Source organism: Pseudaeromonas paramecii, assembly GCF_039540575.1.
Taxonomy (GTDB): Bacteria; Pseudomonadota; Gammaproteobacteria; order Enterobacterales; family Aeromonadaceae; genus Pseudaeromonas; species Pseudaeromonas paramecii.
The window spans coordinates 1-24167 of sequence record NZ_BAABFC010000007.1; the positions used below are offsets into that span (position 1 = coordinate 1).

Below are 24167 nucleotides of genomic sequence, written 5' to 3' on the forward strand. Positions count from 1 at the left end.
GCCAGTCTGGACTACCTGCCCCCAATCAGTCGTCTTCAATCCGTGAACAACCTGGTGGGTTTACACAGCTAGGTGGCAAAGCGCGCCACCAGTTCGTCGAGCCGGCTGGAGAGCAGTTGCAGCTGTTCGGCCTCCTTGGCCACCCGTCCCGTGTGTTCCTCACCGGATTGAGACAGGGCGTGGATCTCGCCGATGTGCCGCTCCATCTCCTTGACCGTGCTCTGCTGCTGCCCCAAGGCCGTGGTGATCTGGGCGTGCCTGTCCTGTACATCCCCCACCAGTTGGCGCAGCTGCTGGATCTCGCTGGCGGTCTCTTCCACCAGCTGCAGGCTGCTCTGGGCATGCTGCCGGGTCTGGTTGCCCTGGCTCACCGACAGCTCGGCGGCCTGGCGCAGCTGGCCGATGCGCTCCTGGATGTTGACGGTGGCACCCTGGGTACGGGCGGAGAGGGAGCGGACCTCGTCCGCCACCACCGCAAAACCGCGGCCCAGCTCGCCGGCCCGGGCGGCCTCGATGGCGGCGTTGAGCGCCAGCAGGCTGGTCTGGGCGGCGATGCCGTTGATCTCCTCCAGCACGCTGCTGATGTCCTGGATCTGCTGGCTCAGCTGGCCCATGGCGTCGGCCGAGGCCTGAGTGCCCTGGGCCAGTTGCTGGATGTCGCCGGCGGAGCGGTTGGCCTTGCCGGCACCGGCGGCGGTCACCGCATCGGCCTGGGTCATGGCATCGAAGGTGTCCTGGCTGTTGCGGGCCACCTCGTCGATGGAGGCGGCAAACTCCGTCATGGCGCTGGCGATGTTCTGGGACTTGGCCCGCTGCTCCGTCATGCCGCTCAGGGTCTGGCTCATCTGCTGGCGTTGGCGCTGGGCCACCTGCTTGAGCTCGCCGGCAGCCGCCGTCACCTCCAGCACGATCTGGCGTATGTTGCCGATGAAGGCGTTGAAGGCCACCGACAACTCACCGATCTCGTCCTGGCGCCGGGCACTGGCCAGCTGGACCCCCAGGTTGCCCTGGCCGCGGGCCAGCTCCTGGAAGGAGTCCACCAGCTCCCGCAGGGGCGACACCAGCTTGCGGGCCGTGGTGAGGCCCACCAGCACCGCCAGCACCACCACCACCAGCAGTATGATGAGGGTATCCCGGGTGAGGCTGCCCAGTATGCTGAGCAAGGAGGCGTTGGCCTCGTCCCGCATCATCTGGGCCACCACCAGCCAGGTCTGGCCCATCACCTCCACCGGGGCAAAGGAGAGGATGGCCTGCCGACCGGCATAATCCGTCCCCTGGATCACCGCCGACTCACCGGCCAGACCCCGTTGCACCAGATCCTGGTCCAGCTGCAGGTAGCCGGTGGCGATGTGGCGATCCGCCATGGCCTGCAGGGCGGCGGGGCTCTGCTGCCCGCTGGCGCCCACCTCCGCCAGGAAGCGGTCCGGCTCGGTCAGCAGCAGGCGGCTGTCGGAGCGCGCCAGGCCGTCGGCCCCCACCAGGAAGGCCTCGCCGGTCTGGCCCAGGCCCAGGTTGGTCCACTGCTGGCGGCTGGTCATCAGATCGTTGAGCTGAGCCTGGGGCAGCTGCACTATCAAGCTGCCGAGGCGGCTCTCCCCCTCGAAGATGGGCACGCTCAAGAACGCCGCCGGGGCGCCGTAGGAGGGGAAATAGGGGCTAAAGTCGGTGAGGCGCACCTGACCGCGGTCCGCCTGCTGGGCGGCGTGCCAGGCGCGGGCCAGGCCGGAACTGGCCAAGGCCCCGCTGGCCAGGGGGGCGGCAAAATCCGCCTCCTTGAACACCGAGTAGACCACCCGGCCTTGCTCGTTGATGAGGAAGAGATCGTAGAAACCGAACTCGTCCAGCATCTTGCGGAACACCGGGTGATAGGTGCCGTGGTAGCGATCGTAGCGGGAGGCGAACTTGCCCTTGGCCGCTGCCTGATCCAGCTTGGCCTTGGCCCCCAGGGGGTTGGGGTTCTGTGCCAGGTAGCGGGCCTGATAGAACTGCATGGCGCCGTCGGCCTGACTCAGATAGTCGTCCATCAGGCGGGCGTCCGCGGCCGGATCCTGCTGCTGATACTGCTTCAATACCGTCTGCTGATAAAAAACCTTGAGCGCAGCCTGCTCCTGGGCGTCGGGCTGGGCATCGGCCTCGAAGCCGTTGGCCAGATCCCGCATGGCCAGCGCCGTATTGGGGCTGTCCGCCAGGCTGGTGACTATGGTCTGCAGTTGCTGGAAATAGTCGTGGATCTGCTCCCGCCGCACCTCCCGCACGGCGGTGAGCTTGTCGGCGGACTGCTGGTACAGGGCGCTGCCCAGCTGATCCGAGATGGAGAAACTGATCACCCCCATCGCACAAATAAGGGGCAACACGCCGGTCCCTAAAATGGCCAGCATCAGCTTGGTCTTAATTCTCATCCCTACTCCTAACCACCAGGATATGTTCCATCCATTACGGGCAGAGGCAGAAGCAATAACCAAGCCAGCGAAAGTCCCCAGTTCGGCTAGCCCGGCCAGAGGGCTGGCCAGAGGGGCAACGGGCTCAAAAGACCGGGCCCTTGCGCGTCAGCGCCAGCGGCACAGGGGCGCAGCTGGCCAGGCATGGGATGAAAAACCAGGGCGGACGCCCGGGCTTACTGTTCCTCCACCGGACTGGCGTTGCCCTGGCGGGCCGCCGTCTGCGGGGAGGCCACCAGCGGGGAAGGAGCGGGCTCCGGGTTGGTGAAGGCGCCATGGCGGTAGTGTGGCGAGGCCTGCAGGCGGCTTAGCCGCTCGCCGATGGGCTCGCCGCCGCTCTGCTGGGCTGGAGAAGTCTGCGGGGCTTGCCGTAATTTGATAGCCGCGACGATGGCGAGCAAGTGTGCAGGGTAGCCAATCGAAAAAGAGGGGGATGAAGCCACAAAACACAAAGGGTCAGCCTCATGAATAAGCTAACCCTTTGTTTTATATGGTGCCGGTAATAGGAGTCGAACCTACGACCTTCGCATTACGAATGCGCTGCTCTACCAACTGAGCTATACCGGCGGCTGCTGTATTTTGCCCTTATTGTCTGACAGATCAATCCCCTGGAGTTGTCTTGTCTCACAATCTGCCGGTTTGGCGGTGCGTTTGCCGCTTTTTTGTGCGCTTAGCCGCCGGCGGGGCTGGGCCCACCGTCAGTCGAGGAAGTCGCTGACCTCTTTTTGCTGGTAGTCGGTCAGCTGTTGCCAGGGCAGGGGGCTGGGCAGGGCCGGCGCCAGGGTGGCGCGCATATGGTACTGGCGATAGCCGTCCTGGGTCTGACGGTCGATGGCCAGGGCCAGCTGCAGGCTGTCGGACCAGAGCACCCGCAGGATCTGGTCGCCCTGACGGCGTTCATACCAGCGGCTGTCGTGTTCGCCGGTCTCGCCGGTGGCGGTCAGCTCCTTGAGCTGGGCCGGGTCAAACAGCCGGCTCAGTTGCGCCCAGTCGGGGCGAAAGCCCGCCTGGCCGTATTCGGTGGCCGGGTAGAAGACTCGCTGTTTATGGTCGCCGTCTACGTATTCCAGATGAAACTGGCCATCGGCATCCTGGGTGACCCAACGGGCCGCCATCTCGGGGATGAAGTGCTTGTGAGGGGTCTTGCTGTGTTCGTGCTGCTGCTCGAAGGCGTGACGCACGGACTCGGGGATCTGGCGTTCGCTCCACAGGGTATGGCCCTGGCGGATCCAGGTCTCGCGGTAGCTGTGGCGCTGGTCGATGCCGTCGGCACTCATCTCGCGGCTGTCAAACTGCAATGTGGCCATCAGATCCGGCATTGGGCTGGCCCACAGGGCCGGGCTCAGCAGGGCCAGCAGGCCGAGGAGGGGGCGGAGGGATTGCATAGGGTGTCCTTGTCGCATGAAGGGGCCACGGCAGGGGCTTGCCGTGGCCGGATGGATCACAGGCCCATGGCGCTCTTGATCTTGCCGAACACCTGGGTGTTGTCCAGGGTGCCCTTGAAGGTTTCGGCACCGGCGCCGTCGGCAAACAGCATCACATCGCCGCCACCGTGGGTTTCGGAGGAGAGCTTGACGCCGCTTTCTTGCAGGTAGTCATCGGCCATCACCTGCTCTGAGGTCAGGTCTTCGCGGACTTCCTTGCGGTTGGGGCCGTTGCCGAAGGCCAGGGTGGTGATGGCGTTGCCGTCCAGATCTCGCTTCACAGTGAGATCGCTGCCTTCCTTCACCAGATCCAGGATGGGGTTGCCCAGGGCGGAGTAGCCGTTGATGGTCATGGTGTGGTCGTGATCCGCGGTCACCACGATCAGGGTGTTCTCCCGATCCACCTTGTCCAGGGCGGTCTGGATGGCCTCATCGAAGGCGACGGTATCCTGCAGCGCCCGCTTGGCATTGGTGCCGTGCAGGGCGTGGTCGATACGGCCCCCTTCCACCATCAGGAAGTAGCCCTGCTCGCCGGTGGCCAGCAGGTCGATGGCCTTGGCGGTCATCTCCGCCAGTGACGGCTCTGTGCTGCTGGCGTCGGCCTGGCGATCCAGGTCGTAGGCCAGGTGGGAGGTCTTGGAGAAGAGGCCGATCACCCGGGACTGGCTGGCCGGATCCAGGGCCGCCAGTTCGGACTGGGTGGTCACGCTGCTCCAGCCCTGGCTCACCAGCTCGGCCGGCAGATCCCGGCCGTCGGCGCGGCCCTTGGGGTTGCTGGTGGCGTCATAGGGGGTCCAGTAGTTGGCGCCGCCACCCATCAGCACATCCACTCCATCACCCAGGGCGCTGTTGAAGCCGCTGCCGCCGGGGATCGCTTGGGCGGCGATGTCGTAGTAGGCGTTGCGATGACAGATGTGGGCGAAGGTCGCCGCCGGGGTGGCGTGGGTCAGCTCGGTGGTGGTGATGGCGCCTACCTTCTTGCCGGCGGCCTTGGCCAGCTCCAGCAGGGTGGTGGCGGCCTCACCATTGCCGGTGCTGCAACCGGACAGACCGGAATTGCCGTTGGCGTCCTTTTTCACCGACTCGGCCACCGTATCGCTGCTCATGGAGATGACTTCGTTGTTCATCTTCACCCCTGTCATGTAGGCGGACATGGAGGGCGCGGAGTCGGTGGTCTGGGCATCGTTGGAGAAGGTCTTGATCCGCGCGGTGCGGGGCAGGGTCTCCATGGTCAGCTGGCCGGCTTCACCCACCTTGTAGATGCGGCTGGCGGTGACAGTGGTGGGGCCCATGCCATCGCCCAGAAAGAAGATGACGTTCTTGGCGGTGGCGGCCGAGGCCTGGGTGGCCATCAGAGCGGACAGCAAGGCGCTGGCCAGCAGGGTCTTGTTAAACATGGGTGTAGGCTCCTTGAGTCGGTTACAGAGCGGCCGCGGCCTTGATCTTGTCGAATACGGCGGTGTTTTCCATCACACCGTGGAAGCTGTCGGCCCCCTGGCCGATGGCGCCGAGAAACACATCGGTGCCGCCGTGGGACTCGCTACCCGGGGTGCCGGTCTTGAACACCACCTCCTGGCGGTAGTCGTCGGCGCTGGTGGTGTCGTCATCCAGGGCCTCACGGGGGCCGTCGATGCGGTTGGAGCCGTTACCGAAGCCGATGATGGTGTAGGGGGCGCCATCGGCGTCGGTGGCGGGTTCACCGGCGCTGCTGCCGCCGTAGTTCTTCACCACCCCGAGGACGCCGGCCTGGCTCGCGGTGGTCTTGCCGGTCCGTTGGGCGTAGCCATTGAGCACCAGCGTGTGGTCATGGTCGGCGGTGACCACGATCAGGGTCTCGGACAGGTCGGGGTCGATCACCTTCATCTTGTCCAGCGCCGTCTTGATGGCGTTGTCGAAGGCGACGGTATCCTGCAGGGCCCGCTTGGCGTTGGTGTCGTGCAGGGCGTGGTCGATGCGCCCGCCTTCCACCATCAGGAAGAAGCCCTCTTCCTTGCTGCCCAGCATGTCGATGGCCTTGGCAGTCATCTCCGCCAGGGACGGCTCCGTGGGGGCATCCCCGTTGAGGCGGTCCAGGTCATAGGAGAGGTGGCTGCTGTTAAACAGCCCCAGCAGGCGCTTGCTGGTGTCGGCGGCCACCAGCTCGTTGAGGTTGCTGGCGTACTGGTAGTCCAGGGCCTGCAGCTCACTCACCAGATTGCGCTCGTCGCTGCGACCGCCGCCGGCACTCTTGGGCAGGAAGTATTTGCGGCCGCCGCCGAGGATGAGATCCACCCCATCACCCAGGGCGCTGTTGAAGCTGTCGGTGCCCGGTACCAGTTGGGCGGCGATGTCATATTCCAGATCCCGGTTACAGATGTGGGAATAGGTGGCGGCAGGGGTGGCGTGGGTCACCCGGGTGCTGGTGACCACACCTGTGCCCATGCCCTTGGCCTTGGCCAGCTCCAGCAGGGTGGTGACGGCGCTACCGGCGCTGTCGGCACAATCGTCTTCCTGGGTGGCGTTGGCATCCATGCTGATGACGCCGTTGTTGCTCTTGACGCCGGTCATGTAGGCGGCCATGGAGGGGGCGGAGTCGGTGACCTGGGAATCGTGGGAATAGGTCTTGAGAAACGCCGTCTCCGGCAAGGTATCTATGGTCAGGTTGCCGTCTTCCCCTACGGCATAGATGCGGGCAGCGGTCAGGGTGGTGATCCCCATGCCGTCGCCCAGGAAGAAGAGCACATGTTTGGCGGTTTTCACGCTCGGGCTGCTGCTGCGGGCGCTGTCGTCATCACTGTTGCAACCGGCCAGCAAGAGGCCGCCACACAGCAGGGCGAGGGGGGCAAGTCGTTTCATTCTGCGTAAGCTCCTTTTGGATATGCTCCTTTGTTCAGGCGGCTCGATGCTAGGCGGCTTATGTGACAGCCAATGTGAAAACATGTGAATAATCTGCAACATTGGGCGGTATTGTTACCGTCTGGCACTGTGATCAGGGCCAAGGGCTCAATTAACGGCCAGTTGCTCACAAAACTTGGATTTTTCAGCAATTTTTGAGGGAAACAGTGGTATCTTGTCGGCCCGTTGCTAAAAAAGTGTTCATGGTAAGGAAGATAAAACACTCCATTTGAGCCATTTAAGAGGAGAAAGAGCATGTTGAACTTTGAATTTCAGAACCCGACCAAAATCCTATTTGGTGAAGGCCAGATCGCAGCCCTTGGGCGAGAAATTCCAGAGAATGCCCGTATTCTCATTACTTATGGTGGCGGCAGCGTGCTGCGCAATGGTGTGCTAGATGAGGTGAAGAGTGCCTTGTCTGGGCGCCAACTCTTTGAATTCGGCGGTATCGAGCCCAATCCCACCTATGAGACCCTGATGAAGGGACTCGAGATCATCAAGGCCGAGAGCATCAACTTCTTGCTGGCCGTGGGCGGCGGCTCAGTGATCGACGGCACCAAGTTTTTGGCGGCGGCGGCCTGCTGGGAACTGGGTGATCCCTGGGACATTCTGCTGCACGCCGGCAAGGGTATTCATCGTGCCCTGCCATTAGGAACCGTGTTGACCCTGCCGGCCACGGGGTCGGAGATGAACTGCGGCGCCGTCATCAGTCGCGCCAATCGCCAGATCAATCTGCCTGCAGGCGGCGGTTCGGTGAACGCAGGGGTGCAATCTGTGATCACCCAGAGCTACAACGAGAAGCTGTTCTTCACCAATCCCCTGGTCTATCCGCGCTTCTCCGTGCTGGATCCCAGCAAGTGCTATACCCTGCCGGCCCGCCAGGTGGGCAATGGCATCATCGACAGCTTCGTGCACGTCACCGAGCAATACCTGACCTATGTCACCGGGGCTAAGGTGCAGGACCGGCTGGCCGAAGGTCTGCTGCTGACCCTGATCGAAGAGGGGCCGCGGGCTCTGGCGGAGCCGGAAAATTACGAGGTGCGGGCCAACCTGATGTGGACCGCCACCCTGGCCCTCAATGGCCTGATTGGTGCCGGTGTGCCCCAGGACTGGACTACCCACATGATTGGCCATGAACTGACGGCCCTGTTCGGCATGGATCATGCCCAAACCCTGGCGGTGGTGCTGCCGGCTCTGCTGACCCTGCAGCTGGATGAGAAGCTGGACAAGCTGGTGCAGTATGGCGAGCGGATCTGGGGTATCACCGAGGGAGCGGACAAGGCGCGTGCCGAGGCGGCCATCGCCCAAACCCGCGCCTTCTTTGAATCCGTGGGGGTTGCCACCCGTCTGTCCGATTACGGAGTGAAGGAGGAGAATCTGGGGGAGGTATTGGAGCGCCTCAATCAGCACGGCTTCGTGATCCTGGGGGAGCACCAGTCCGTCACCCTGGAGCGGGTGCGTCAGATCCTGCTGGCAGCCCTCTGAGGCCGCCTACACTCAAGGGAGCCGAACCGGTTCCCTCTTTCCTGCAAGGAGCCGCTATGGCTCCTTTATTTTTGGCCCAACACAGGAGAGTGCACATGCGATGGCAATGTGAGGTATGCGGCTTTATCTACGATGACGCCCACGGACTGCCGGAAGATGGCATCCCTCCGGGCACCCCGCTGGACACCCTGCCGGAGGATTGGGAGTGCCCCGAGTGCGGTGCGGCGGTGGAGGAATTTATTCCGCTCGAGGAGTAGGGGCGCGGCGCACCGCCGGCAACTGCCAGTCGGCAATGGTGCCCATGATCTCCCGCCAGGCGGCCTCACTGGGGGCGCCGTGATGGGCAAACACTCGGGCCATCAGCTCCCGCTGGCTGCCGGACAGGCGTTGTTCCAGCTGATGGCCTGTCTCGGTCAGTTGCAGCCGCTTGATGCGTCTGTCCTGGGGATCCTGACTGGCCTGGATCAGGTTCAGCTCCAGCAGGCGACGCAGGGGGGCATTGAGCGCCTGTTTGCTCACCGAGAGGATACCCAGCAGATCGTTGATGCTGAGATCCGGATAGCGACCGACGAAATAGAGGATCCGATGATGGACCCGCTGTAGTCCCTGTTCAGCCAGCACGGCATCCGGTCCCAGGGTGAAGGCGCGAAAGGCAAAGTGAAACAGCTCCAGGGCCTGATTGAGGGTGGCCTGCTCCTGTGGGTCAATCATATTGACTTAATCCTTGCTGCTGGCAATATACGTCAACCGAGTTGACCTACTTACCGGCTTAGCCCGGCAAATGCAACCCGTCTACAGGGACCTTTTTGCCACGGAGCCTTTTATGTTTGCCCAGCGGATCAGCACGCTTTCTTCTTCCATCATTCGGGAAATACTGGCTGCGGCCCAGCAGCCCGGGGTGATTTCCTTTGCCGGTGGTCTGCCGGCCGCCGACAGCTTCCCCGAGCCCAACTGGGCGGCCCTGCCACCGCAAATCAAGCAATATGGCATGAGTGAAGGGGAGCCCGAGCTGCGGGAAGCCATTGCCGCCGCGGCCCGGGAGAAGGGTCTGCAGTGCGAGGCCAGTCAGGTGCTGGTGATCTCCGGTTCCCAGCAGGGGCTGGATCTGGTGGCCAAGCTGTTCCTGGATCCGGAGAGTCCCGTGCTGGTGGAGTCCCCCACTTATCTGGCGGCGCTGCAGTGCTTCCGGCTGTTCCAGGCCCGCTGTGTCGGTGTGCCCCTGGGTGAGACTGGGCCGGATCTGGCGCAGATGGACGCGGTGATCCGCAGCCAGGCTCCGCGATTTAGCTATCTCATTCCCAGCTTCCAGAATCCGTCTGGTCTGTGCTATTCGGTGGCGGCGCGCCAGGCGGTGGCCGCCTTGCTGGATCGCCATCAACTGCCGCTGCTGGAAGACGAGCCCTACTGCGAGCTGGATTATGATGGTGTGGCCAAGCCGCCCATCTGCTCCCTGCTCAAGTCCGCTCCCTGGATCTACCAAGGCAGCTTCTCCAAGATACTGATGCCTGGCATCCGGGTCGGCTATCTGATTGCCCATCCCAGTCTGATGCCGCACCTGGTGCGCCTCAAGCAGGCCTCCGATCTGCACACCAACCGACCCGGTCAGTGGCTGGCGCTGGAGTACATGCGCTCGGCGGACAAGCAAGCGCGATTGGCCAAGCTGCAGGATTTCTACCGCCTGCGCCGTGATGCCTTTGCCAAGGCACTGGCCGAGCAATTTGCCGATCTGGCGGACTGGCAGGTGCCCTCTGGCGGCTTGTTTGTCTGGCTCAAACTCAAGCGCCCCATGGACACCCGGCCGCTGCTCAAGCAGGCGCTGGCCAATCAGGTGGCCTTCATGCCGGGTGAAGCCTTCTTTGCCGATGATGAGCCGCCGGTAGGCTACTTGCGTCTGAACTTCAGCCACACGCCGCCCGAATTGATCGAAGAAGGTCTGCGCCGGCTGCGGCAGGTGTTCGAGGAGGCCTATGCGGCCCAGGCCGTGACGGCCTAAGCCCTTGTCCAGATAAACAAAAGGCGCCTGATGGCGCCTTTATGTTTTGGAGCTTATTCGGCCGGCGGATAGCCCAGCTCTTCGAGCTTGCGGGCAATGACGGAGCGGGCCAGCTGGCTGGTCACCTCCAGCTTGTGGCTGGGCAGTTCGAAACGCAGGGCTACGGTGGGATCTGCCTGGGTGAGCGTTTCCGTGATGGTGTTGACGCAGTGTTGACAGCCCATGTCGGGCAGGGTGAATTCGTACATGCTGTTCTCCTTCTTTTTCTATGCCATCTGCTCCGAGCATAACAGGGACCGGACCCGACTGCCCATGCCTTGGGATCAGACGGGACGTTGCAGGCGGGTCTGGGGGGGATTGTTGTCTGGCTTGTTGCGGGTCTGTATCTGCTCGGATTCGATGATCTGTACCCCTGGGATATCGTGCTGGATCGCGGCCAGCAGGGTGGCGGCCACGGCACTAGGTGTCACTGGACGATAGCGGGCGGGCAGCAGACGGCTCACACGCCGGCTCAGCCAAAGCCCGAGGGCCTCCATGGGGCGTGGCTCCGGCCTATTCGGAGCATCCAGCAGGGCGGGGCGGATCAGTACCAACTGCTCGAAGTCCAACTGATGAACGGCTAGTTCCAGCTCGCCCTTGATTTGAGGGTAAGGCACCCAGGATTTGGCATTGGCGCCCAGGGCGGAAACCAGGCCGTATCGTAGGGTCCCGTGCTGACGGGCGGCGTGGGCACAGGCCAGATTGATGGCCAAATCCACGGCGCGAAAGGCGGCCAAGGAGCCAGCCTGCCGGCGGGTGGTGCCCAGGGCACTGAGCAGGGCATCCGCCTGCCACCACTCTGCCTCCGTGGGCAGCTGGGCAAAATCGATGACCGGGTTGCACAACTTGTCATGGAGGGGCAAGGGTTGGCGGGTGGGGGCCGTGATCTGTGTAATGGCTGGCTCAGCCAGGGCCTGTTGCAACAGTGCTTGACCTACCTGACCCGTGGCGCCTAACAAAATTATCTTCATGTTTTTGGTCCGATCATCCTGCACAACCGTGGGACTGTGACGCACCCGGCTATGGCATCCGGCCAGCAGCAGGCCTGCCATTGCGCCTGTCTACCTGAACCCTGTGGTGAGGTAGTCCTTCATCTTAGGGGAGGCTTAGGGGTTAAGAACCTGATGTCCATCTAAAATCGTGAACCATGAGACAGTTTTTCATCTTTTTGAAAAATAGATTCTTTTTGCTCATGGATTGGCCGGTTTGCTGCATTATTGGGCCCTGAAATGAGGCCAGCTTTGTCGACAGTGATTTCGTTACAAAATTCCCGGAATTCTTGAAAATAAGTCGATTGACATGCCTAGGGCATTGGTTACAATGCAAACAGCTTGTAGCGGTCGTTAGCAATAGTTTGCTGCCTCTCAAGCTGGTACTGCCTGAACAAGGCATCTAGTTATTTTGATATTTAGGAAATTGATTATGTCTGACGTCCGCACTGGCAAGGTTAAGTGGTTCAATGAGACCAAAGGTTTCGGCTTCATCGAGCAAGACCAAGGCCCGGATGTATTTGTACACTTCAGAGCGATCAACGCTCCCGGTTTCAAGACTCTGACTGAAGGTCAACGCGTGCAGTTCAGCGTGACTCAAGGCCAAAAGGGTCCTCAAGCTGAGAACGTCACCATCGTTCAATAATGGTGATGAGGTGCCCGGAATGGGTGCCGTCAGAGTCGATTAAAGCGCCCTAAGGGGCGCTTTTTGTTTATACGCGATCGCGGATGATACCACAGGAGAGACCATATGAGAGCAACATGGGTGCTGTTGGGCGGACTCTATTGTCTGCCGGGTCTGGCGGCCAACACGGGCGGTCAGTCCCTGGGGGTGCTGGTGGAACCCGGGGCGCTTAACCAGCGAGTCTGCTGGTTTCAGGGTCAGCAATATTCTGTGGGGGCGCGATTGCAGATGGCAGATCAGTGGTTTATCTGTGCGCCGGAGCAACCACAGGAGCTCAATGGCGCCGTGAGCTGGCAGACGGCCGAGGAGATCGCCCTCAAGCGTCAGGGGCAGTCCAAGGTGCAGATCAACCTCAAGTAAGCTTGAGGCAGACGGGGGTGCTGGCGTGGGCACAGCAGGTCAGCACCTCGTTATCCTCATGCCAGGCCAGGGGCGGTCGCAGGTACGTCAATGCCTGTGGTTGAGATTCGTCCGCCAGTGGCAGCCGGCAGGCACCACAGTAGCCCTGCCGGCATTGATATTCCACCCGATGGCCTTGCCGCTCCAGTGCGCTCAGCAGGCTCTCGCCCGCCTCACAAGCCACCGTCACGACCTCCTCCACCAGCTGGCTCATCAGAGCGTCAACTCTGCCAGGTCGCCGGCACTGACTTCGGCATCGATTTGCCCCACCAGATAGGAGCTCACCTCCACCTCTTGCGGGGCCACCTGCACCTGATCGGAGCTGAGCCAGGCGTTGAGCCAGGGCAGGGGGTTGGGACGAGGAGCGAAGGGGGCGGGCAGCCCCACGGCCTGCATGCGCACGTTGGTGATGAATTCCACGTACTGGCTCAGGATCTCCTGGTTGAGACCTATCATGGAGCCGTCCTTGAACAGGTAGGCGGCCCAGTCCTTCTCCTGCTGCGCAGCACTGACAAACAGTGCTATGCATTGCTCCCGGCACGCCTGGGCTATCTCCACCATCTCGGGATCGTCTTTGCCGTGTTGCAGCAGGTTCAGCATGTGCTGGGTGCCGGTGAGGTGCAGGGCCTCATCCCGGGCGATCAGCCGGATCACCTTGGCATTGCCTTCCATCAGCTTGCGCTCGGCAAAGGCAAAGGAGCAGGCAAAGCTGACATAGAAGCGGATGGCCTCCAGGGCGTTGATGCTCATCAAGCAGAGGTAGAGCTGCTTCTTCAACTCACGGCTGGCAGCCTGCGCGCCACTGGCCTGCCACGCCTGCACCCCCTGGATCAGCGCATCGTAGTAGCCGGCGATGTCGTCGGCTCTGGCTATGATGTGGGGGTTCTGCACTATCTCGTCAAACACCTTGCTGGGATCGGCAAACAGGTTGCGGATGATATGGGTGTAGGAGCGGGAATGTATGGTCTCAGAGAAGGCCCAGGTCTGGATCCAGGTTTCCAGCTCCGGCAAGGAGACCACCGGCAGCAGGGCGACGCTGGGACTGCGGCCCTGGATGGAGTCCAGCAGTATCTGGTACTTGAGGTTGGACAGGAAGATATGCTGCTCGTGGGCCGGCAGGGCGGCGAACTCGATGCGATCCCGGGACAAGTCCACCTCTTCGGGTCGCCAGAAGAAGGAGAGCTGCTTTTCGATCAGCTGCTCGAAGATGGGGTGCTTCTGCTGATCGTAACGGGCCACGTTCACCGGTTGACCGAAAAACATGGGCTCGGCGAGGGCGTTATTGGGGGTCTTGCTGAAACTTTGATAGGCCATGGGCTCTTCTATTCCGAAAGAGGGCGGCGAGCCGCCCTGGTCAACATCAGATCTTGCAGGCGCCACCGGCGCAACTGTCATCGGCGCTGTGCTGGGCATCCTCGGCACCGTCCCGGGTGTTGTGGTAGTAGAGTGTCTTGATGCCGAGCTTGTAGGCGGTAACCAGATCCTTGATCAGCTGTTTCATGGGCACCCGCCCGCCCTCGAAGCGGCTCGGGTCATAGTTGGTGTTGGCGGAGATGGACTGATCGACAAACTTCTGCATGATGCCCACCAGCTGCAAATAGCCGTCGTTGCCGGGTTGCTGCCACAAGAGCTCGTAGGCGTCCTTGAGCTGGGCGTAGTCCGGCACCACTTGGCGCAGTATGCCGTCCTTGGATGCCTTGACGCTGATGAGGCCGCGGGGCGGCTCTATGCCGTTGGTAGCGTTGGCGATCTGGCTGGAGGTCTCGGACGGCATCAGGGCGGTGAGGGTGCTGTTGCGTAGCCCGTATTGCCGGATCTCGGCCCGCAGGGTTTCCCAGTCCAGGTGTAGCGGCTCGTCACACAGGGCGTCCAGATCCCGCTTGTAGGTGTCGATGGGCAGTACGCCCTGGGCATACTGGGTGTCGGCAAAGCGCGGGCAGGCACCCTGCTCCCGGGCCAGTTGGTTGGAGGCCTTGAGCAGGTGATATTGCAACGCCTCGAAGGTTCTGTGGGTCAAGGCCAGGGCAGAGCCGTCAGAGTATTTCACGCCATGCTTGGCCAGGTAATAGGCGTAGTTGATGACACCCACCCCCAGCGGTCGGCGCCAGAGGGCGCCATTCTTACCGGCCGGCACCGGGTAGTCCTGATAATCCAGCAGGGCATCCAGGGCGCGCACCACCAGATCGCTCAGGTTGGCCAGTTCATCCAGGCTCGTCAGGGCCCCCAGGTTGATGGCGGACAGGGTACACAGGGCAATCTCGCCGTGGTCATCCTTCAGATCGTTCAGCGGCTGGGTCGGCAGGGCGATCTCCATGCACAGATTGCTCTGGCGGATGGGTGCCTTGACGGGATCGAAGGGGCTGTGGGTGTTGCAGTGATCCACGTTCTGAATGTAGATACGACCCGTGCCGGCGCGCTCCTGCATCAGCAAGGAGAAGAGATCCAGCGCCTTGAGCGTCTTCTTCTGGATGGCCGGATCGGCCTCGTACTGCCGATACAGGCGCTCGAATTCGTCCTGATCGGCAAAGAAGGCGTCATAAAGACCGGGCACGTCCGCCGGGCTGAACAGGCTGATGTCGCCACCTTGCAGCAGACGCTGATAGAGCAGGCGGGAGATCTGCACGCCGTAGTCCAGATGCCGCACCCGGTTATCTTCCACCCCGCGGTTGTTCTTCAGCACCAGCAGGGATTCCACCTCCCGATGCCACAGGGGATAGAAGACGGTGGCCGCGCCACCGCGCACGCCGCCCTGGGAGCAGCACTTCACCGCCGTCTGGAAGTACTTATAGAAGGGAATGCAGCCGGTATGGAAGGCTTCACCGCCGCGAATCGGCGAGCCCAGGGCGCGGATGCGGCCGGCGTTGATGCCGATGCCGGCCCGTTGGGAGACATAGCGCACCACGGCCGAGGCGGTGGCATTGATGGAGTCCAGGCTGTCATCGCACTCGATCAGCACGCAGGAGCTGAACTGGCGGGTCGGTGTGCGCACCCCGGACATGATGGGGGTGGGCAGGGAGATCTTGAAGGTGGAGCAGGCGTCGTAGAAGCGCTTGATGTAGCCCAGCCGGCTGGCCTTGGGATAGTGGGAGAACAGGCAGGCCGCCACCAGCATGTAGAGGAACTGCGGGCTCTCGAAGATCTGGCCGCTGACGCGATCCTGCACCAGGTATTTGCCTTCGAGCTGTTTGATGGCGGCGTAGGCAAATTGCAGGTCCCGGTTGTGATCCAGATGCTGGTCCAGCTCGGCCCAGTCGCTGGCATCATAATCCCGCAGCAGGTGGGCATCGTAGCGACCGGCGGCCACCTGGGTCTGTACCTGGGCTAACAGGCTGGGCGGGGTGAATTCGCCATAGGCCTTCTTGCGCAGGTGGAACAGCGCCAGGCGTGCCGCCAGGTATTGATAATCCGGGGTCTCTGCGCTGATGAGGTCGGCGGCGGCACGGATCAGGGTCTCATGAATGTCAGCGGTCTTGATGCCTGCGTAGAACTGGATATGGGCCCGCAGCTCCACCTGGGAGACGGAGACGTTGTCCAGACCCTGGGCGGCCCAGGTGACGACGCGGTGGATTTTTTCCAGATCCAGCGGCTCGGTCCGACCGTCCCGCTTGGTGACATTCAGATTGGTGTTCATGGCGCTTCCTTAGACAAAGAGTGGACACCCAGTGCTCACTACATATGGTGTCAATTATCTTGATGAGGCACAACATAGTGTGATGACTGGGTGCGTTCAAGCCCCAAAAATGAAAGGTATGCTGTGGATAGATCTTTTCAGGCCAGCCGGAGTCGGCGTTTGGGCGGGATAAAAAAAAAAGCCGGGTTATTTAACCCAGCGGTTTACTCGTCAAGGCTGCCTCAGCCAGTGGTGCAGACTTTGTACATCAGCAAAGCAGTGATCGGCCTGCCAGTCGCTCAGTGACTCGTCAGGATCCAGATAGCCCCAGCCGGCGATGGCGGTCTGCATGCCGGCGGCGCGACCCGCTTCGATGTCCCGCACATGATCCCCCACATAGAGGCTCTGCTTGGGATCCACCGCCAACTGGCGGCAGGCAAAGAGCAGGGGATCGGGGTGGGGCTTGCGCACCGGCAGGGTATCGGCGCTGACGATGACGCCGCAGCCGGGCAGCTCAGTCACCTGGGCCATCAGGGGCTCGGTGAGAAAGGCCGGCTTGTTGGTGACTATGCCCCAGGGGATGGCGTGCCGGTTGAGCCAGGCGATGAATTCCACCATGCCCGGATAGGGGCGGGTGCCCTCATAGAGGTGGGCGGCATAGTGATCCAGCAGCGCCTGACGCAGGCTGGGGGTGTCCAGTTGGGCTAGCTGCTCCTCGCCAAAGCCGGCCTTGAGCAGCCCCAGGGCGCCGTCGGAGGCGATGCGCCGAATATGGGCCTCGGCCAGCGGCGCCTGCCCCTGGGTGTGCAGCACATGGTTGACGGCGGCGCCCAGATCCGGCGCCGTGTCCAGCAAGGTGCCATCCAGATCGAACAGCACGGCGGCAAAATGGCTCATAGGGGTCGCTCACAATAAAGCTGATAGTTGACGTCCACATCCGGGCTTAAGCGGAACCGCCCGGTCAGCGGGTTGTAGACCACACCGCTCATCTGGCGCAGCAGCAGGCCGGCAGACTCGCAATAGCGGGAGAGTTCGGCGGGCTGGATGAACTTGGCATGATCGTGGGTGCCCTTGGGGACCATCTTCAGCAGCTGCTCGGCGGCCACTATCATCAGCAGTTTCGCCTTCAAGGTGCGGTTGATGGTGGAGAAGAACAGCTTGCCGCCGGGTTTGACCAGGCTGGCGCAGGCCCGCACCACCGAGGCCGGATCCGGCACATGCTCCAGCATCTCCATGCAGGTCACCACGTCGAACTGACCCGGCCGCTGGGCCGCCAGCTCCTCCACCGTGCCTTGCTGGTAACTGAGCTCCACCCCGGTTTCCAGGGCGTGCAGGCGCGCCACCTGCAGGGGCTCGCGGCCCATGTCCAGTCCCAGCACCTGGGCACCCCGCAGGGCCATGGACTCGGCCAGTATGCCGCCGCCGCAGCCCACATCCAGAACCTGCTTGCCGAACAGGCCGTCGCAATGGTCGCTGATCCAGTCCAGCCGCAGCGGGTTCAACTGGTGCAGGGGCTTGAACTCCCCTTCCGGATCCCACCAGCGGTCGGCGAGGGCTTCAAACTTGGCAATTTCCTGGTGATCCACATTCATGGGGCTGTCTCTTGTTGGCGGTTACGGCGTGTGCCAGGGAAACGCCATTATAGCCAAGCGGTTAAGCTGTGACAGCCACCCAGGTTGGATGCTGGGGAAACGGCGTGAGCTGTGGTAGAATGCCCGGCTATTGCGTTCAAGACATTTGAAGTTAGGGACACAGGATTTATATGAGTGATCTAGCCAGAGAGATCACGCCGGTCAACATCGAAGAGGAGCTCAAGAGCTCCTACCTGGATTACGCCATGAGCGTGATCGTGGGTCGGGCGTTGCCGGATGTGAGAGACGGGTTGAAGCCGGTACACAGACGCGTGCTGTTCGCCATGAACGAGCTGGGTAACGACTGGAACAAGCCTTACAAGAAATCCGCCCGTGTGGTGGGGGACGTGATCGGTAAGTACCACCCCCACGGTGACAGTGCCGTCTATGACACCATAGTGCGGATGGCCCAGAATTTCTCCATGCGCTACATGCTGGTGGATGGTCAGGGCAACTTCGGTTCCGTGGATGGCGACTCCGCGGCAGCCATGCGTTATACCGAAATTCGCATGGCCAAGATTGCCCACGAGTTGCTGGCGGATCTGGATAAAGAAACCGTCAACTGGGTGCCCAACTACGATGGCACCGAGCAGATCCCCGCCGTGCTGCCCACCAAGGTGCCCAACCTGCTGGTGAATGGCTCCTCCGGGATCGCCGTGGGTATGGCCACCAACATTCCGCCCCACAACCTCACCGAGGTGGTGGACGGCACCCTGGCCCTCATCGACAACGGTGAGCTGACCATCGACGAGCTGATGCAGCTGGTGCCGGGTCCCGACTTCCCGACGGGCGGCATCATCAATGGCCGCTCCGGCATCATAGATGCCTACCGCACCGGCCGTGGCAAGATCTATGTGCGGGCCCAGACCCACATCGAGACCGACGACAAGAACGGCAAAGAGAGCATTATCGTCACCGAGCTGCCCTACACGGTGAACAAGGCGCGCCTCATCGAGAAGATTGCCGAGCTGGTCAAGGACAAGAAGATCGACGGCATCACAGCCCTGCGCGACGAGTCCGACAAGGACGGTATGCGGGTGGTGATCGAGCTGCGTCGCAATGAAGTCTCCGAGGTGGTGCTCAACAACCTCTACGCCCACACCCAGATGCAGAACGTGTTCGGCATCAACATGGTGGCGCTGGTCAATGGTCAGCCCAAGACCCTGAACCTCAAGGAGATCCTCGAGGCCTTCATCGATCACCGCCGTGAAGTGGTGACCCGTCGCACCGTGTTCGAGCTGCGCAAGGCCCGGGATCGCGCCCACATCTTGGAAGGTCTGGCCATCGCCCTGGCCAACATAGATCCGGTCATCGAGCTGATCCGCCACTCCGCCAGCCCGGCGGAAGCCAAGGCCGGTTTGATTGCCCGCGCCTGGGAGCTGGGCAACGTGGCCAGCATGCTGGAGCGGGCCGGCGATGACGCCGCGCGCCCCGAGTGGCTGGAGCCGCAGTTCGGCATCCGTGATGGCCACTATTACCTGACTGAGCAGCAGGCCCAGGCCATCCTGGATCTGCGCCTACACAAGCTGACCGGCCTGGAACATGAAAAGATCCTGGATGAGTACCAGGAACTGCTGACCCTGATCGCCGAGCTGCTGCATATCCTCAACAGCCCGGTGCGCCTGATGGAGGTGATCCGCGAGGAGCTGGAGGCGGTCAAGGCCCAGTTTGGCGATGCCCGCCGCACCCAAATCCAGGCGGCCAGCGTCGAGATCAACATGGAAGACCTCATCACCCCCACCGACGTGGTGGTGACCCTGTCCCATGAAGGCTACGTCAAGTACCAACCGCTGTCCGATTACGAGGCCCAGCGTCGCGGTGGTCGCGGCAAGTCGGCAACCCGGATGAAGGATGAAGACTTCATCGAGCGCATGCTGGTGGCCAACACCCACGATACCATTTTGTGCTTCTCCAGCCGCGGCAAGGTGTACTGGCTCAAGGTGTATAACCTGCCGGAGGCCAGCCGTACCGCCCGGGGTCGTCCCATCGTCAACCTGTTGCCGCTGGACGAGGATGAGCGCATCACCAACATACTGCCGGTGAAGTCCTACGACGACGACAAGTACGTCTTCTTCGCCACCGGCGACGGCACCGTGAAGAAGACCGCCCTGTCGGCCTTCGCCCGTCCCCTGAGCTCCGGCATCCGGGCCATCAACCTCAACGACGGCGACGCCCTCATCGGCGTGGCCATCACCAATGGCGGTGACGAGATCATGCTGTTCTCCGACGCCGGCAAGGTGGTGCGTTTCCATGAAGAGGACGTCCGCGCCATGGGCCGTACCGCTACCGGGGTGCGCGGCATGAAGCTGGGTGACGACGACAAGGTGGTGTCCCTGATAGTGCCGCAAGGCGAGGGGGCCATCCTCACCGCCACCGCCAACGGCTATGGCAAGCGCACCGCCCAGGCGGAGTACCCGACCAAGAGCCGCGCCACCCTGGGGGTTATCTCCATCCAGGTGAGCGAGCGCAACGGCAAGGTGGTGGGCGCCATCCAGGTGGACGAGCAGGACGAGATCATGCTCATCACCAACGGTGGCACCCTGGTGCGGACCCGCGTCAGCGAGGTGAGCATCATTGGCCGCAACACCGCCGGGGTGCGCCTCATCCGTACCATGGAAGGGGAAGAGGTGGTCAGCCTGGAGCGGATTGCCGAGCCGGCGGAGGATGACGACGCCGACCTGGGCAACGACGCCGAATAAACGGATGTCCGTTAAAAGGGCGACCCAATTGGGTCGCCCTTTGTCTAGCGGGATCCGGACAAAGAAAATGCTTTGCGCCGCGTCACAGTTAGGTGTAAAAGCAGTGATCCTCACGGAACGCCAACGGAAAAGGATGATGATGGATAAGAGCGTTTACAACTTTTGTGCAGGTCCGGCCATGCTGCCGGTGGACGTCATGGCTCAGGCCCAACGGGAATTCGTCAATTTTGCCGGCCTGGGTGTCTCGGTGATGGAGCTGTCCCACCGGGGCAAGGAGTACATGGCGGTGGCCGCCGAGGCGGAAAAGGATCTGCGTGAGCTGATGCAGGTGCCCGACAACTACAAGGTGCTGTTCATGCACGGTGGTGGTCGCGGCCAGTTTGCCGCCGTGCCCATGAACCTGCTGGGCGGCGCCAATCTGAAGGCCGATTACCTGCTGTCCGGCAACTGGTCCCAGGCTGCCCTGGCCGAGGCCAAGAAGTACGGCGACATCCAGGCGGTGGAAGGGGTGATCAAGGGTGACGACGGCAGCTTCAGTCTGGTGGCGGCGCCTCAGTTCCGCGCCGATGCCGCCTACGTGCACTATTGCCCCAACGAAACCATCGAAGGGGTGGAGATGTTCGACCTGCCCCAGACCGGCGGTGTGCCCCTGGTGGCCGACATGTCCTCCACCATCCTCTCCCGCCCCGTGGATGTGAGCCAGTTCGGCATCATCTATGCCGGCGCCCAGAAGAACATAGGCCCGTCTGGCCTGTCCGTGGTGCTGGTGCGGGATGACCTGCTGGGCAAGGCCCGTCCGGATACCCCCGGCATCTTCGATTATCAGGTCACCGCCGACAACGACTCCATGTTCAACACCCCGCCCACCTACTCCTGGTACCTGGCCGGTCTGGTGTTCAAGTGGATCAAGGCTCAGGGTGGTCTGCAGGCCATGGAAGCCCGCAACCTCGAGAAGGCGTCTTTCCTGTACGACTACATCGATGCCAGCGACTTCTACAGCAATAAGGTGGCCAAGAACTGCCGCTCCCGCATGAACGTGCCGTTCCAGCTGAAGGATGCGGCCCTGGATGCCGCCTTCCTGGCGGAGTCCAAGGAGGCCGGTCTGCTGGCCCTCAAGGGGCACCGTATCGTGGGCGGCATGCGTGCCAGCCTGTACAACGCCATGCCGCTGGAAGGCGTCAAGGCACTGGTGGCCTTCATGGAGCGTTTTGCCAAGCAGCACGCCTAGGCGGCCCCGGATTACACCTAAGGGCCCTACGGGGCCCTTTCATCATCACATCAATCTCTATTGCCGTATCAAGAGGACACTATGGATTATCTGGCGCAGGCCAATGCCGGGGTGGCGGGGTTGCATCCCTACCAGGCCGGTAAGCCCATCGAGGAGCTGGAGCGGGAGCTGGGGATCAGCAACTGCGTCAAGCTGGCTTCCAACGAAAACCCCCTGGGGCTGAGCCCCAAGGCCCAGGCGGCCATCAGCGCGGCCCTCAAGGATCTCACCCGCTATCCCGACGCCAACGGCTACTACCTCAAGCACAAGCTGGGGGACTGCTTCGATTTGGATCCGGCCGGCATCACCCTGGGCAATGGCTCCAACGAGGTGATCGATCTGCTGTTCCACACCTTTGTGGGGCAGGGGGATGAGGTGATCTACGCCCAGTACTCCTTCATCGTCTATGCCCTGGCCACCCAGGCCCATGGCGCCAAGGCGGTGGTGGTGCCGGCTCGCGACTGGGGTCATGATCTGGATGCCATGCTGGCGGCCATCACCGATAAGACCAAGCTCATCTGCATCGCCAACCCCAACAACCCCACCGGAACCGTGTTGCCGCCGGCCGAGCTGGAAGCCTTTCTTGCCAAGGTGCCGTCCGAGATCCTGGTGGTGCTGGACGAGGCCTATAACGAATACATGGATCCGGCCCTGCGGGCACCCAGTGCCGACTGGGTCAAGCGCTTCCCCAATCTGGTGGTCACCCGTACCTTCTCCAAGGCCTACGGTCTGGCCGGCCTGCGCCTGGGCTACGCCCTCTCCACCCCAGAGTTGGCGTCTGTGCTGAACCGGGTGCGCGAGCCCTTCAACTGCAACAGCCTGGCCCTGGTGGCCGCCCAGGCCACCCTGGACGATGCCGACTACCTGGCGGAGGCGGTGCGCCTCAATCGCAGTGAGATGGGTCGCTACGAGGCCTATTTCAGCGCCCGTGGTCTGGGCTATATCCCCTCCAGTGGCAACTTCATCACAGTGGATCTGGCGCGTCCCGCCGGCCCCGTGTACGAAGCCCTGCTGCGCGAGGGGGTGATAGTGCGGCCCATCGCCGGTTACGGCATGCCCAATCACCTGCGGGTGAGCATAGGTACCATGGCGGAGAACGATCGCTTCTTTGCCGCCCTGGACAAGGTGCTGGGCTAACGGTGCTCACAGAGGGGCAGGACGCCCCTCTTGGCCCCACTCGCCTTGCCCTGGCCGGCACCGCCTGCTAAGTTGCTTACCTTCCCATAGTCGTTGAGATGTTAGAACAGGATGTCTATGAATAGCCTGACACTGGACCCCATTGCCCGGGTCGAAGGCACCGTCAATCTGCCTGGCTCCAAGAGCGTATCCAACCGTGCCCTGTTGCTGGCCGCCCTGGCCCACGGCACCACCCGTCTGACCAACCTGCTGGACAGTGACGATATCCGTCACATGTTGAATGCCCTGCAGAGCCTGGGCGTGCGTTACGAGTTGTCCGCCGACAAGACCCAGTGCGTGGTGCAGGGGCTGGGACGGCCCTTTGCCGCCAAGGAACCGCTGCAGCTGTTTCTGGGCAATGCCGGCACCGCCATGCGCCCCCTGTGTGCGGCTCTGTGCCTGGGCTCCGGGGAGTTTACCCTCACCGGCGAGCCGCGTATGGAAGAGCGCCCCATAGGGCACCTGGTGGATGCCCTGCGGGAAGCCGGGGCCCAGATCCAGTATCTGAAGAACGAAGGCTATCCGCCGCTGACCATAGACGCCAAGGGGCTGTGGGGTGGCGAGGTACACATCAATGGCTCGGTTTCCAGCCAGTTCCTCACCGCCTTCCTGATGGCGGCACCCCTGGCCGCTGGCGATACCCGGATCAAGATCCAGGGCGAGCTGGTGTCCAAGCCCTACATCGACATCACGCTGCACATCATGCAGCAGTTTGGCGTGCTGATTGAGCACGACAACTACCAGACCTTTTACATCAAGGGTAACCAGTCCTATCAGTCACCCGGTGACTTCCTGGTGGAAGGGGATGCCTCTTCGGCCTCCTACTTCCTGGCCGCCGGCGCCATCAAGGGCAAGGTCAAGGTCACCGGCATTGGTCGGCACAGCATCCAGGGGGACATCCGCTTTGCCGATGTGCTGGAGAAGATGGGGGCCAAGATCACCTGGGGGGATGACTATATCCTGGCGGAGCAGGGTGAGCTCAAGGGGGTGGATCTGGATCTCAACCGCATTCCCGATGCGGCCATGACCATCGCCACCACGGCGCTGTTCGCCCAAGGCAAGACGGCCATCCGCAACATCTATAACTGGCGGGTGAAGGAGACCGACCGGCTCACCGCCATGGCCACCGAGCTGCGCAAGCTGGGGGTCGAGGTAGTGGAAGGCGAGGACTTCATCGAGGTGACGCCGGCCGCTCAACTCAAGCACGCTGCCATCGATACCTACAACGACCACCGCATCGCCATGTGTTTCTCGCTGGTGGCCTTGAGCGACACGCCGGTGACCATCAATGATCCGGGCTGTACCTCCAAGACCTTCCCGGATTACTTCGATAAGCTGGCCAGCATCAGTCATTGAGGCTGTTGCTTACCCCGACAAGGCCGGCTTAATGCCGGCCTTGTCATTGGTGCTGGCTGGTCAGAGGCGCATAGCGCGGCCGAATGGGCTACAATGGCCCCT

22 protein-coding genes and 1 tRNA gene are annotated in these 24167 nt (G+C 62.3%); 9 read left to right on the top strand and 14 right to left on the bottom strand.

From position 1 onward, the window contains the following. Positions 1-68: 68 nt before the first annotated feature. From ABD847_RS04725 to ABD847_RS04750, 6 genes are all read right to left on the bottom strand, one after another. Positions 69-2399, bottom strand: coding sequence for a methyl-accepting chemotaxis protein (locus ABD847_RS04725; RefSeq protein WP_345010571.1), 2331 nt, complete (start codon positions 2397-2399; stop codon positions 69-71). 215 nt (positions 2400-2614) lie between these two features. Continuing rightward, entirely contained in the window at positions 2615-2839 is a 225-nt protein-coding gene (locus ABD847_RS04730; RefSeq protein WP_345010573.1) for a hypothetical protein, read from the bottom strand. A gap of 90 nt (positions 2840-2929) precedes the next feature. Then, a tRNA-Thr gene (locus ABD847_RS04735) sits at positions 2930-3005 on the bottom strand. 131 nt (positions 3006-3136) lie between these two features. Next, positions 3137-3823 carry a hypothetical protein gene (locus tag ABD847_RS04740; RefSeq protein WP_345010575.1) on the bottom strand — a complete coding sequence of 229 codons (687 nt, stop codon included), beginning with the start codon at positions 3821-3823 and terminating at the stop codon, positions 3137-3139. 56 nt (positions 3824-3879) lie between these two features. Then, on the bottom strand, positions 3880-5259 hold the full coding sequence (locus ABD847_RS04745; RefSeq protein ID WP_345010577.1) for an alkaline phosphatase: 1380 nt from the start codon (positions 5257-5259) through the stop codon (positions 3880-3882). Positions 5260-5281: 22 nt separating this feature from the next. After that, the gene (locus tag ABD847_RS04750; protein WP_345010579.1) at positions 5282-6697 is read right to left on the bottom strand and encodes an alkaline phosphatase; all 1416 of its coding nucleotides are present in this window, start codon (positions 6695-6697) and stop codon (positions 5282-5284) included. 294 nt (positions 6698-6991) lie between these two features. Between ABD847_RS04750 and ABD847_RS04755 the strand changes: the two genes are divergently transcribed. Together ABD847_RS04755 and ABD847_RS04760 are read left to right on the top strand one after the other, a co-directional pair. Then, entirely contained in the window at positions 6992-8221 is a 1230-nt protein-coding gene (locus ABD847_RS04755) for an iron-containing alcohol dehydrogenase (protein WP_345010581.1), read from the top strand. Between the two features lie 95 nt (positions 8222-8316). After that, positions 8317-8478 carry a rubredoxin gene (locus ABD847_RS04760; protein WP_345010582.1) on the top strand — a complete coding sequence of 54 codons (162 nt, stop codon included), beginning with the start codon at positions 8317-8319 and terminating at the stop codon, positions 8476-8478. Here ABD847_RS04760 and ABD847_RS04765 read toward each other — a convergent pair. Continuing rightward, positions 8459-8932, bottom strand: coding sequence for a MarR family winged helix-turn-helix transcriptional regulator (locus ABD847_RS04765; protein WP_345010584.1), 474 nt, complete (start codon positions 8930-8932; stop codon positions 8459-8461). The two genes, ABD847_RS04760 and ABD847_RS04765, sit on opposite strands and share 20 nt — an antisense overlap. 112 nt (positions 8933-9044) lie before the next feature. Here ABD847_RS04765 and ABD847_RS04770 point away from each other — a divergent pair, with 112 nt between their 5' ends. Continuing rightward, positions 9045-10214: an aminotransferase-like domain-containing protein gene (locus tag ABD847_RS04770; protein WP_345010586.1), complete on the top strand. Its 1170-nt coding sequence runs from the start codon at positions 9045-9047 to the stop codon at positions 10212-10214. Positions 10215-10267: 53 nt separating this feature from the next. Here ABD847_RS04770 and ABD847_RS04775 read toward each other — a convergent pair whose 3' ends face one another. Both ABD847_RS04775 and ABD847_RS04780 read right to left on the bottom strand, forming a co-directional pair. After that, the gene (locus ABD847_RS04775; protein WP_345010588.1) at positions 10268-10462 is read right to left on the bottom strand and encodes a heavy-metal-associated domain-containing protein; all 195 of its coding nucleotides are present in this window, start codon (positions 10460-10462) and stop codon (positions 10268-10270) included. Positions 10463-10537: 75 nt separating this feature from the next. After that, positions 10538-11224 carry an NAD(P)H-binding protein gene (locus ABD847_RS04780; RefSeq protein WP_345010590.1) on the bottom strand — a complete coding sequence of 229 codons (687 nt, stop codon included), beginning with the start codon at positions 11222-11224 and terminating at the stop codon, positions 10538-10540. 451 nt (positions 11225-11675) lie between these two features. Here ABD847_RS04780 and ABD847_RS04785 point away from each other — a divergent pair, with 451 nt between their 5' ends. Beyond that, positions 11676-11888 (top strand): cold-shock protein, encoded by a 213-nt coding sequence (locus tag ABD847_RS04785; protein WP_345010592.1) that lies wholly within the window; start codon positions 11676-11678, stop codon positions 11886-11888. Between the two features lie 105 nt (positions 11889-11993). Next, positions 11994-12287 carry a DUF1496 domain-containing protein gene (locus ABD847_RS04790; protein ID WP_345010594.1) on the top strand — a complete coding sequence of 98 codons (294 nt, stop codon included), beginning with the start codon at positions 11994-11996 and terminating at the stop codon, positions 12285-12287. On the opposite strand, the gene ABD847_RS04795 is transcribed toward ABD847_RS04790, so the two are convergent. The 5 genes from ABD847_RS04795 to ubiG form a co-directional block, all read right to left on the bottom strand. After that, the gene (locus tag ABD847_RS04795) at positions 12280-12540 is read right to left on the bottom strand and encodes a 2Fe-2S iron-sulfur cluster-binding protein (RefSeq protein WP_345010596.1); all 261 of its coding nucleotides are present in this window, start codon (positions 12538-12540) and stop codon (positions 12280-12282) included. The two genes, ABD847_RS04790 and ABD847_RS04795, sit on opposite strands and share 8 nt — an antisense overlap. Next, positions 12540-13640 (bottom strand): class Ia ribonucleoside-diphosphate reductase subunit beta, encoded by a 1101-nt coding sequence (gene nrdB / locus ABD847_RS04800; protein WP_345010598.1) that lies wholly within the window; start codon positions 13638-13640, stop codon positions 12540-12542. Before nrdB ends, ABD847_RS04795 begins: the two co-directional genes overlap by 1 nt. Before the next feature lie 46 nt (positions 13641-13686). Next, entirely contained in the window at positions 13687-15957 is a 2271-nt protein-coding gene (nrdA, locus tag ABD847_RS04805) for a class 1a ribonucleoside-diphosphate reductase subunit alpha (protein ID WP_345010600.1), read from the bottom strand. A 210-nt stretch (positions 15958-16167) separates the two neighbouring features. Continuing rightward, positions 16168-16833: an HAD family hydrolase gene (locus tag ABD847_RS04810; RefSeq protein WP_345010602.1), complete on the bottom strand. Its 666-nt coding sequence runs from the start codon at positions 16831-16833 to the stop codon at positions 16168-16170. Next, positions 16830-17528: a bifunctional 2-polyprenyl-6-hydroxyphenol methylase/3-demethylubiquinol 3-O-methyltransferase UbiG gene (gene ubiG, locus ABD847_RS04815; RefSeq protein ID WP_345010604.1), complete on the bottom strand. Its 699-nt coding sequence runs from the start codon at positions 17526-17528 to the stop codon at positions 16830-16832. The genes ABD847_RS04810 and ubiG overlap by 4 nt, the downstream gene beginning before the upstream one ends. Before the next feature lie 170 nt (positions 17529-17698). On the opposite strand from ubiG, the gene gyrA reads away from it, so the two are divergent. The 4 genes from gyrA to aroA all read left to right on the top strand — a co-directional run bounded on the left by gyrA (position 17699) and on the right by aroA (position 24065). Next, entirely contained in the window at positions 17699-20266 is a 2568-nt protein-coding gene (gene gyrA, locus ABD847_RS04820; protein ID WP_345010606.1) for a DNA topoisomerase (ATP-hydrolyzing) subunit A, read from the top strand. Positions 20267-20405: 139 nt separating this feature from the next. Continuing rightward, positions 20406-21494 (top strand): 3-phosphoserine/phosphohydroxythreonine transaminase, encoded by a 1089-nt coding sequence (gene serC, locus ABD847_RS04825; RefSeq protein WP_345010608.1) that lies wholly within the window; start codon positions 20406-20408, stop codon positions 21492-21494. 81 nt (positions 21495-21575) lie between these two features. Then, entirely contained in the window at positions 21576-22670 is a 1095-nt protein-coding gene (gene hisC, locus ABD847_RS04830; protein WP_345010610.1) for a histidinol-phosphate transaminase, read from the top strand. 117 nt (positions 22671-22787) lie between these two features. Further along, positions 22788-24065 (top strand): 3-phosphoshikimate 1-carboxyvinyltransferase, encoded by a 1278-nt coding sequence (gene aroA / locus ABD847_RS04835; RefSeq protein WP_345010612.1) that lies wholly within the window; start codon positions 22788-22790, stop codon positions 24063-24065. Positions 24066-24167 lie beyond the last annotated feature (102 nt).

Excerpts from the sequence above, each read along its gene's own strand:
- ABD847_RS04725 (WP_345010571.1), bottom strand. The coding sequence starts at position 2,399 with ATGAGAATTAAGACCAAGCTGATGCTGGCCATTTTAGGGACCGGCGTG.
- ABD847_RS04740 (WP_345010575.1), bottom strand. The coding sequence starts at position 3,823 with ATGCAATCCCTCCGCCCCCTCCTCGGCCTGCTGGCCCTGCTGAGCCCG.
- ABD847_RS04745 (WP_345010577.1), bottom strand. The coding sequence starts at position 5,259 with ATGTTTAACAAGACCCTGCTGGCCAGCGCCTTGCTGTCCGCTCTGATG.
- ABD847_RS04750 (WP_345010579.1), bottom strand. The coding sequence starts at position 6,697 with ATGAAACGACTTGCCCCCCTCGCCCTGCTGTGTGGCGGCCTCTTGCTG.
- ABD847_RS04755 (WP_345010581.1), top strand. The coding sequence starts at position 6,992 with ATGTTGAACTTTGAATTTCAGAACCCGACCAAAATCCTATTTGGTGAA.
- ABD847_RS04760 (WP_345010582.1), top strand. The coding sequence starts at position 8,317 with ATGCGATGGCAATGTGAGGTATGCGGCTTTATCTACGATGACGCCCAC.
- ABD847_RS04765 (WP_345010584.1), bottom strand. The coding sequence starts at position 8,932 with ATGATTGACCCACAGGAGCAGGCCACCCTCAATCAGGCCCTGGAGCTG.
- ABD847_RS04770 (WP_345010586.1), top strand. The coding sequence starts at position 9,045 with ATGTTTGCCCAGCGGATCAGCACGCTTTCTTCTTCCATCATTCGGGAA.
- ABD847_RS04775 (WP_345010588.1), bottom strand. The coding sequence starts at position 10,462 with ATGTACGAATTCACCCTGCCCGACATGGGCTGTCAACACTGCGTCAAC.
- ABD847_RS04780 (WP_345010590.1), bottom strand. The coding sequence starts at position 11,224 with ATGAAGATAATTTTGTTAGGCGCCACGGGTCAGGTAGGTCAAGCACTG.
- ABD847_RS04785 (WP_345010592.1), top strand. The coding sequence starts at position 11,676 with ATGTCTGACGTCCGCACTGGCAAGGTTAAGTGGTTCAATGAGACCAAA.
- ABD847_RS04790 (WP_345010594.1), top strand. The coding sequence starts at position 11,994 with ATGAGAGCAACATGGGTGCTGTTGGGCGGACTCTATTGTCTGCCGGGT.
- ABD847_RS04795 (WP_345010596.1), bottom strand. The coding sequence starts at position 12,540 with ATGAGCCAGCTGGTGGAGGAGGTCGTGACGGTGGCTTGTGAGGCGGGC.
- nrdB (WP_345010598.1), bottom strand. The coding sequence starts at position 13,640 with ATGGCCTATCAAAGTTTCAGCAAGACCCCCAATAACGCCCTCGCCGAG.
- nrdA (WP_345010600.1), bottom strand. The coding sequence starts at position 15,957 with ATGAACACCAATCTGAATGTCACCAAGCGGGACGGTCGGACCGAGCCG.
- ABD847_RS04810 (WP_345010602.1), bottom strand. The coding sequence starts at position 16,833 with ATGAGCCATTTTGCCGCCGTGCTGTTCGATCTGGATGGCACCTTGCTG.
- ubiG (WP_345010604.1), bottom strand. The coding sequence starts at position 17,528 with ATGAATGTGGATCACCAGGAAATTGCCAAGTTTGAAGCCCTCGCCGAC.
- gyrA (WP_345010606.1), top strand. The coding sequence starts at position 17,699 with ATGAGTGATCTAGCCAGAGAGATCACGCCGGTCAACATCGAAGAGGAG.
- serC (WP_345010608.1), top strand. The coding sequence starts at position 20,406 with ATGGATAAGAGCGTTTACAACTTTTGTGCAGGTCCGGCCATGCTGCCG.
- hisC (WP_345010610.1), top strand. The coding sequence starts at position 21,576 with ATGGATTATCTGGCGCAGGCCAATGCCGGGGTGGCGGGGTTGCATCCC.
- aroA (WP_345010612.1), top strand. The coding sequence starts at position 22,788 with ATGAATAGCCTGACACTGGACCCCATTGCCCGGGTCGAAGGCACCGTC.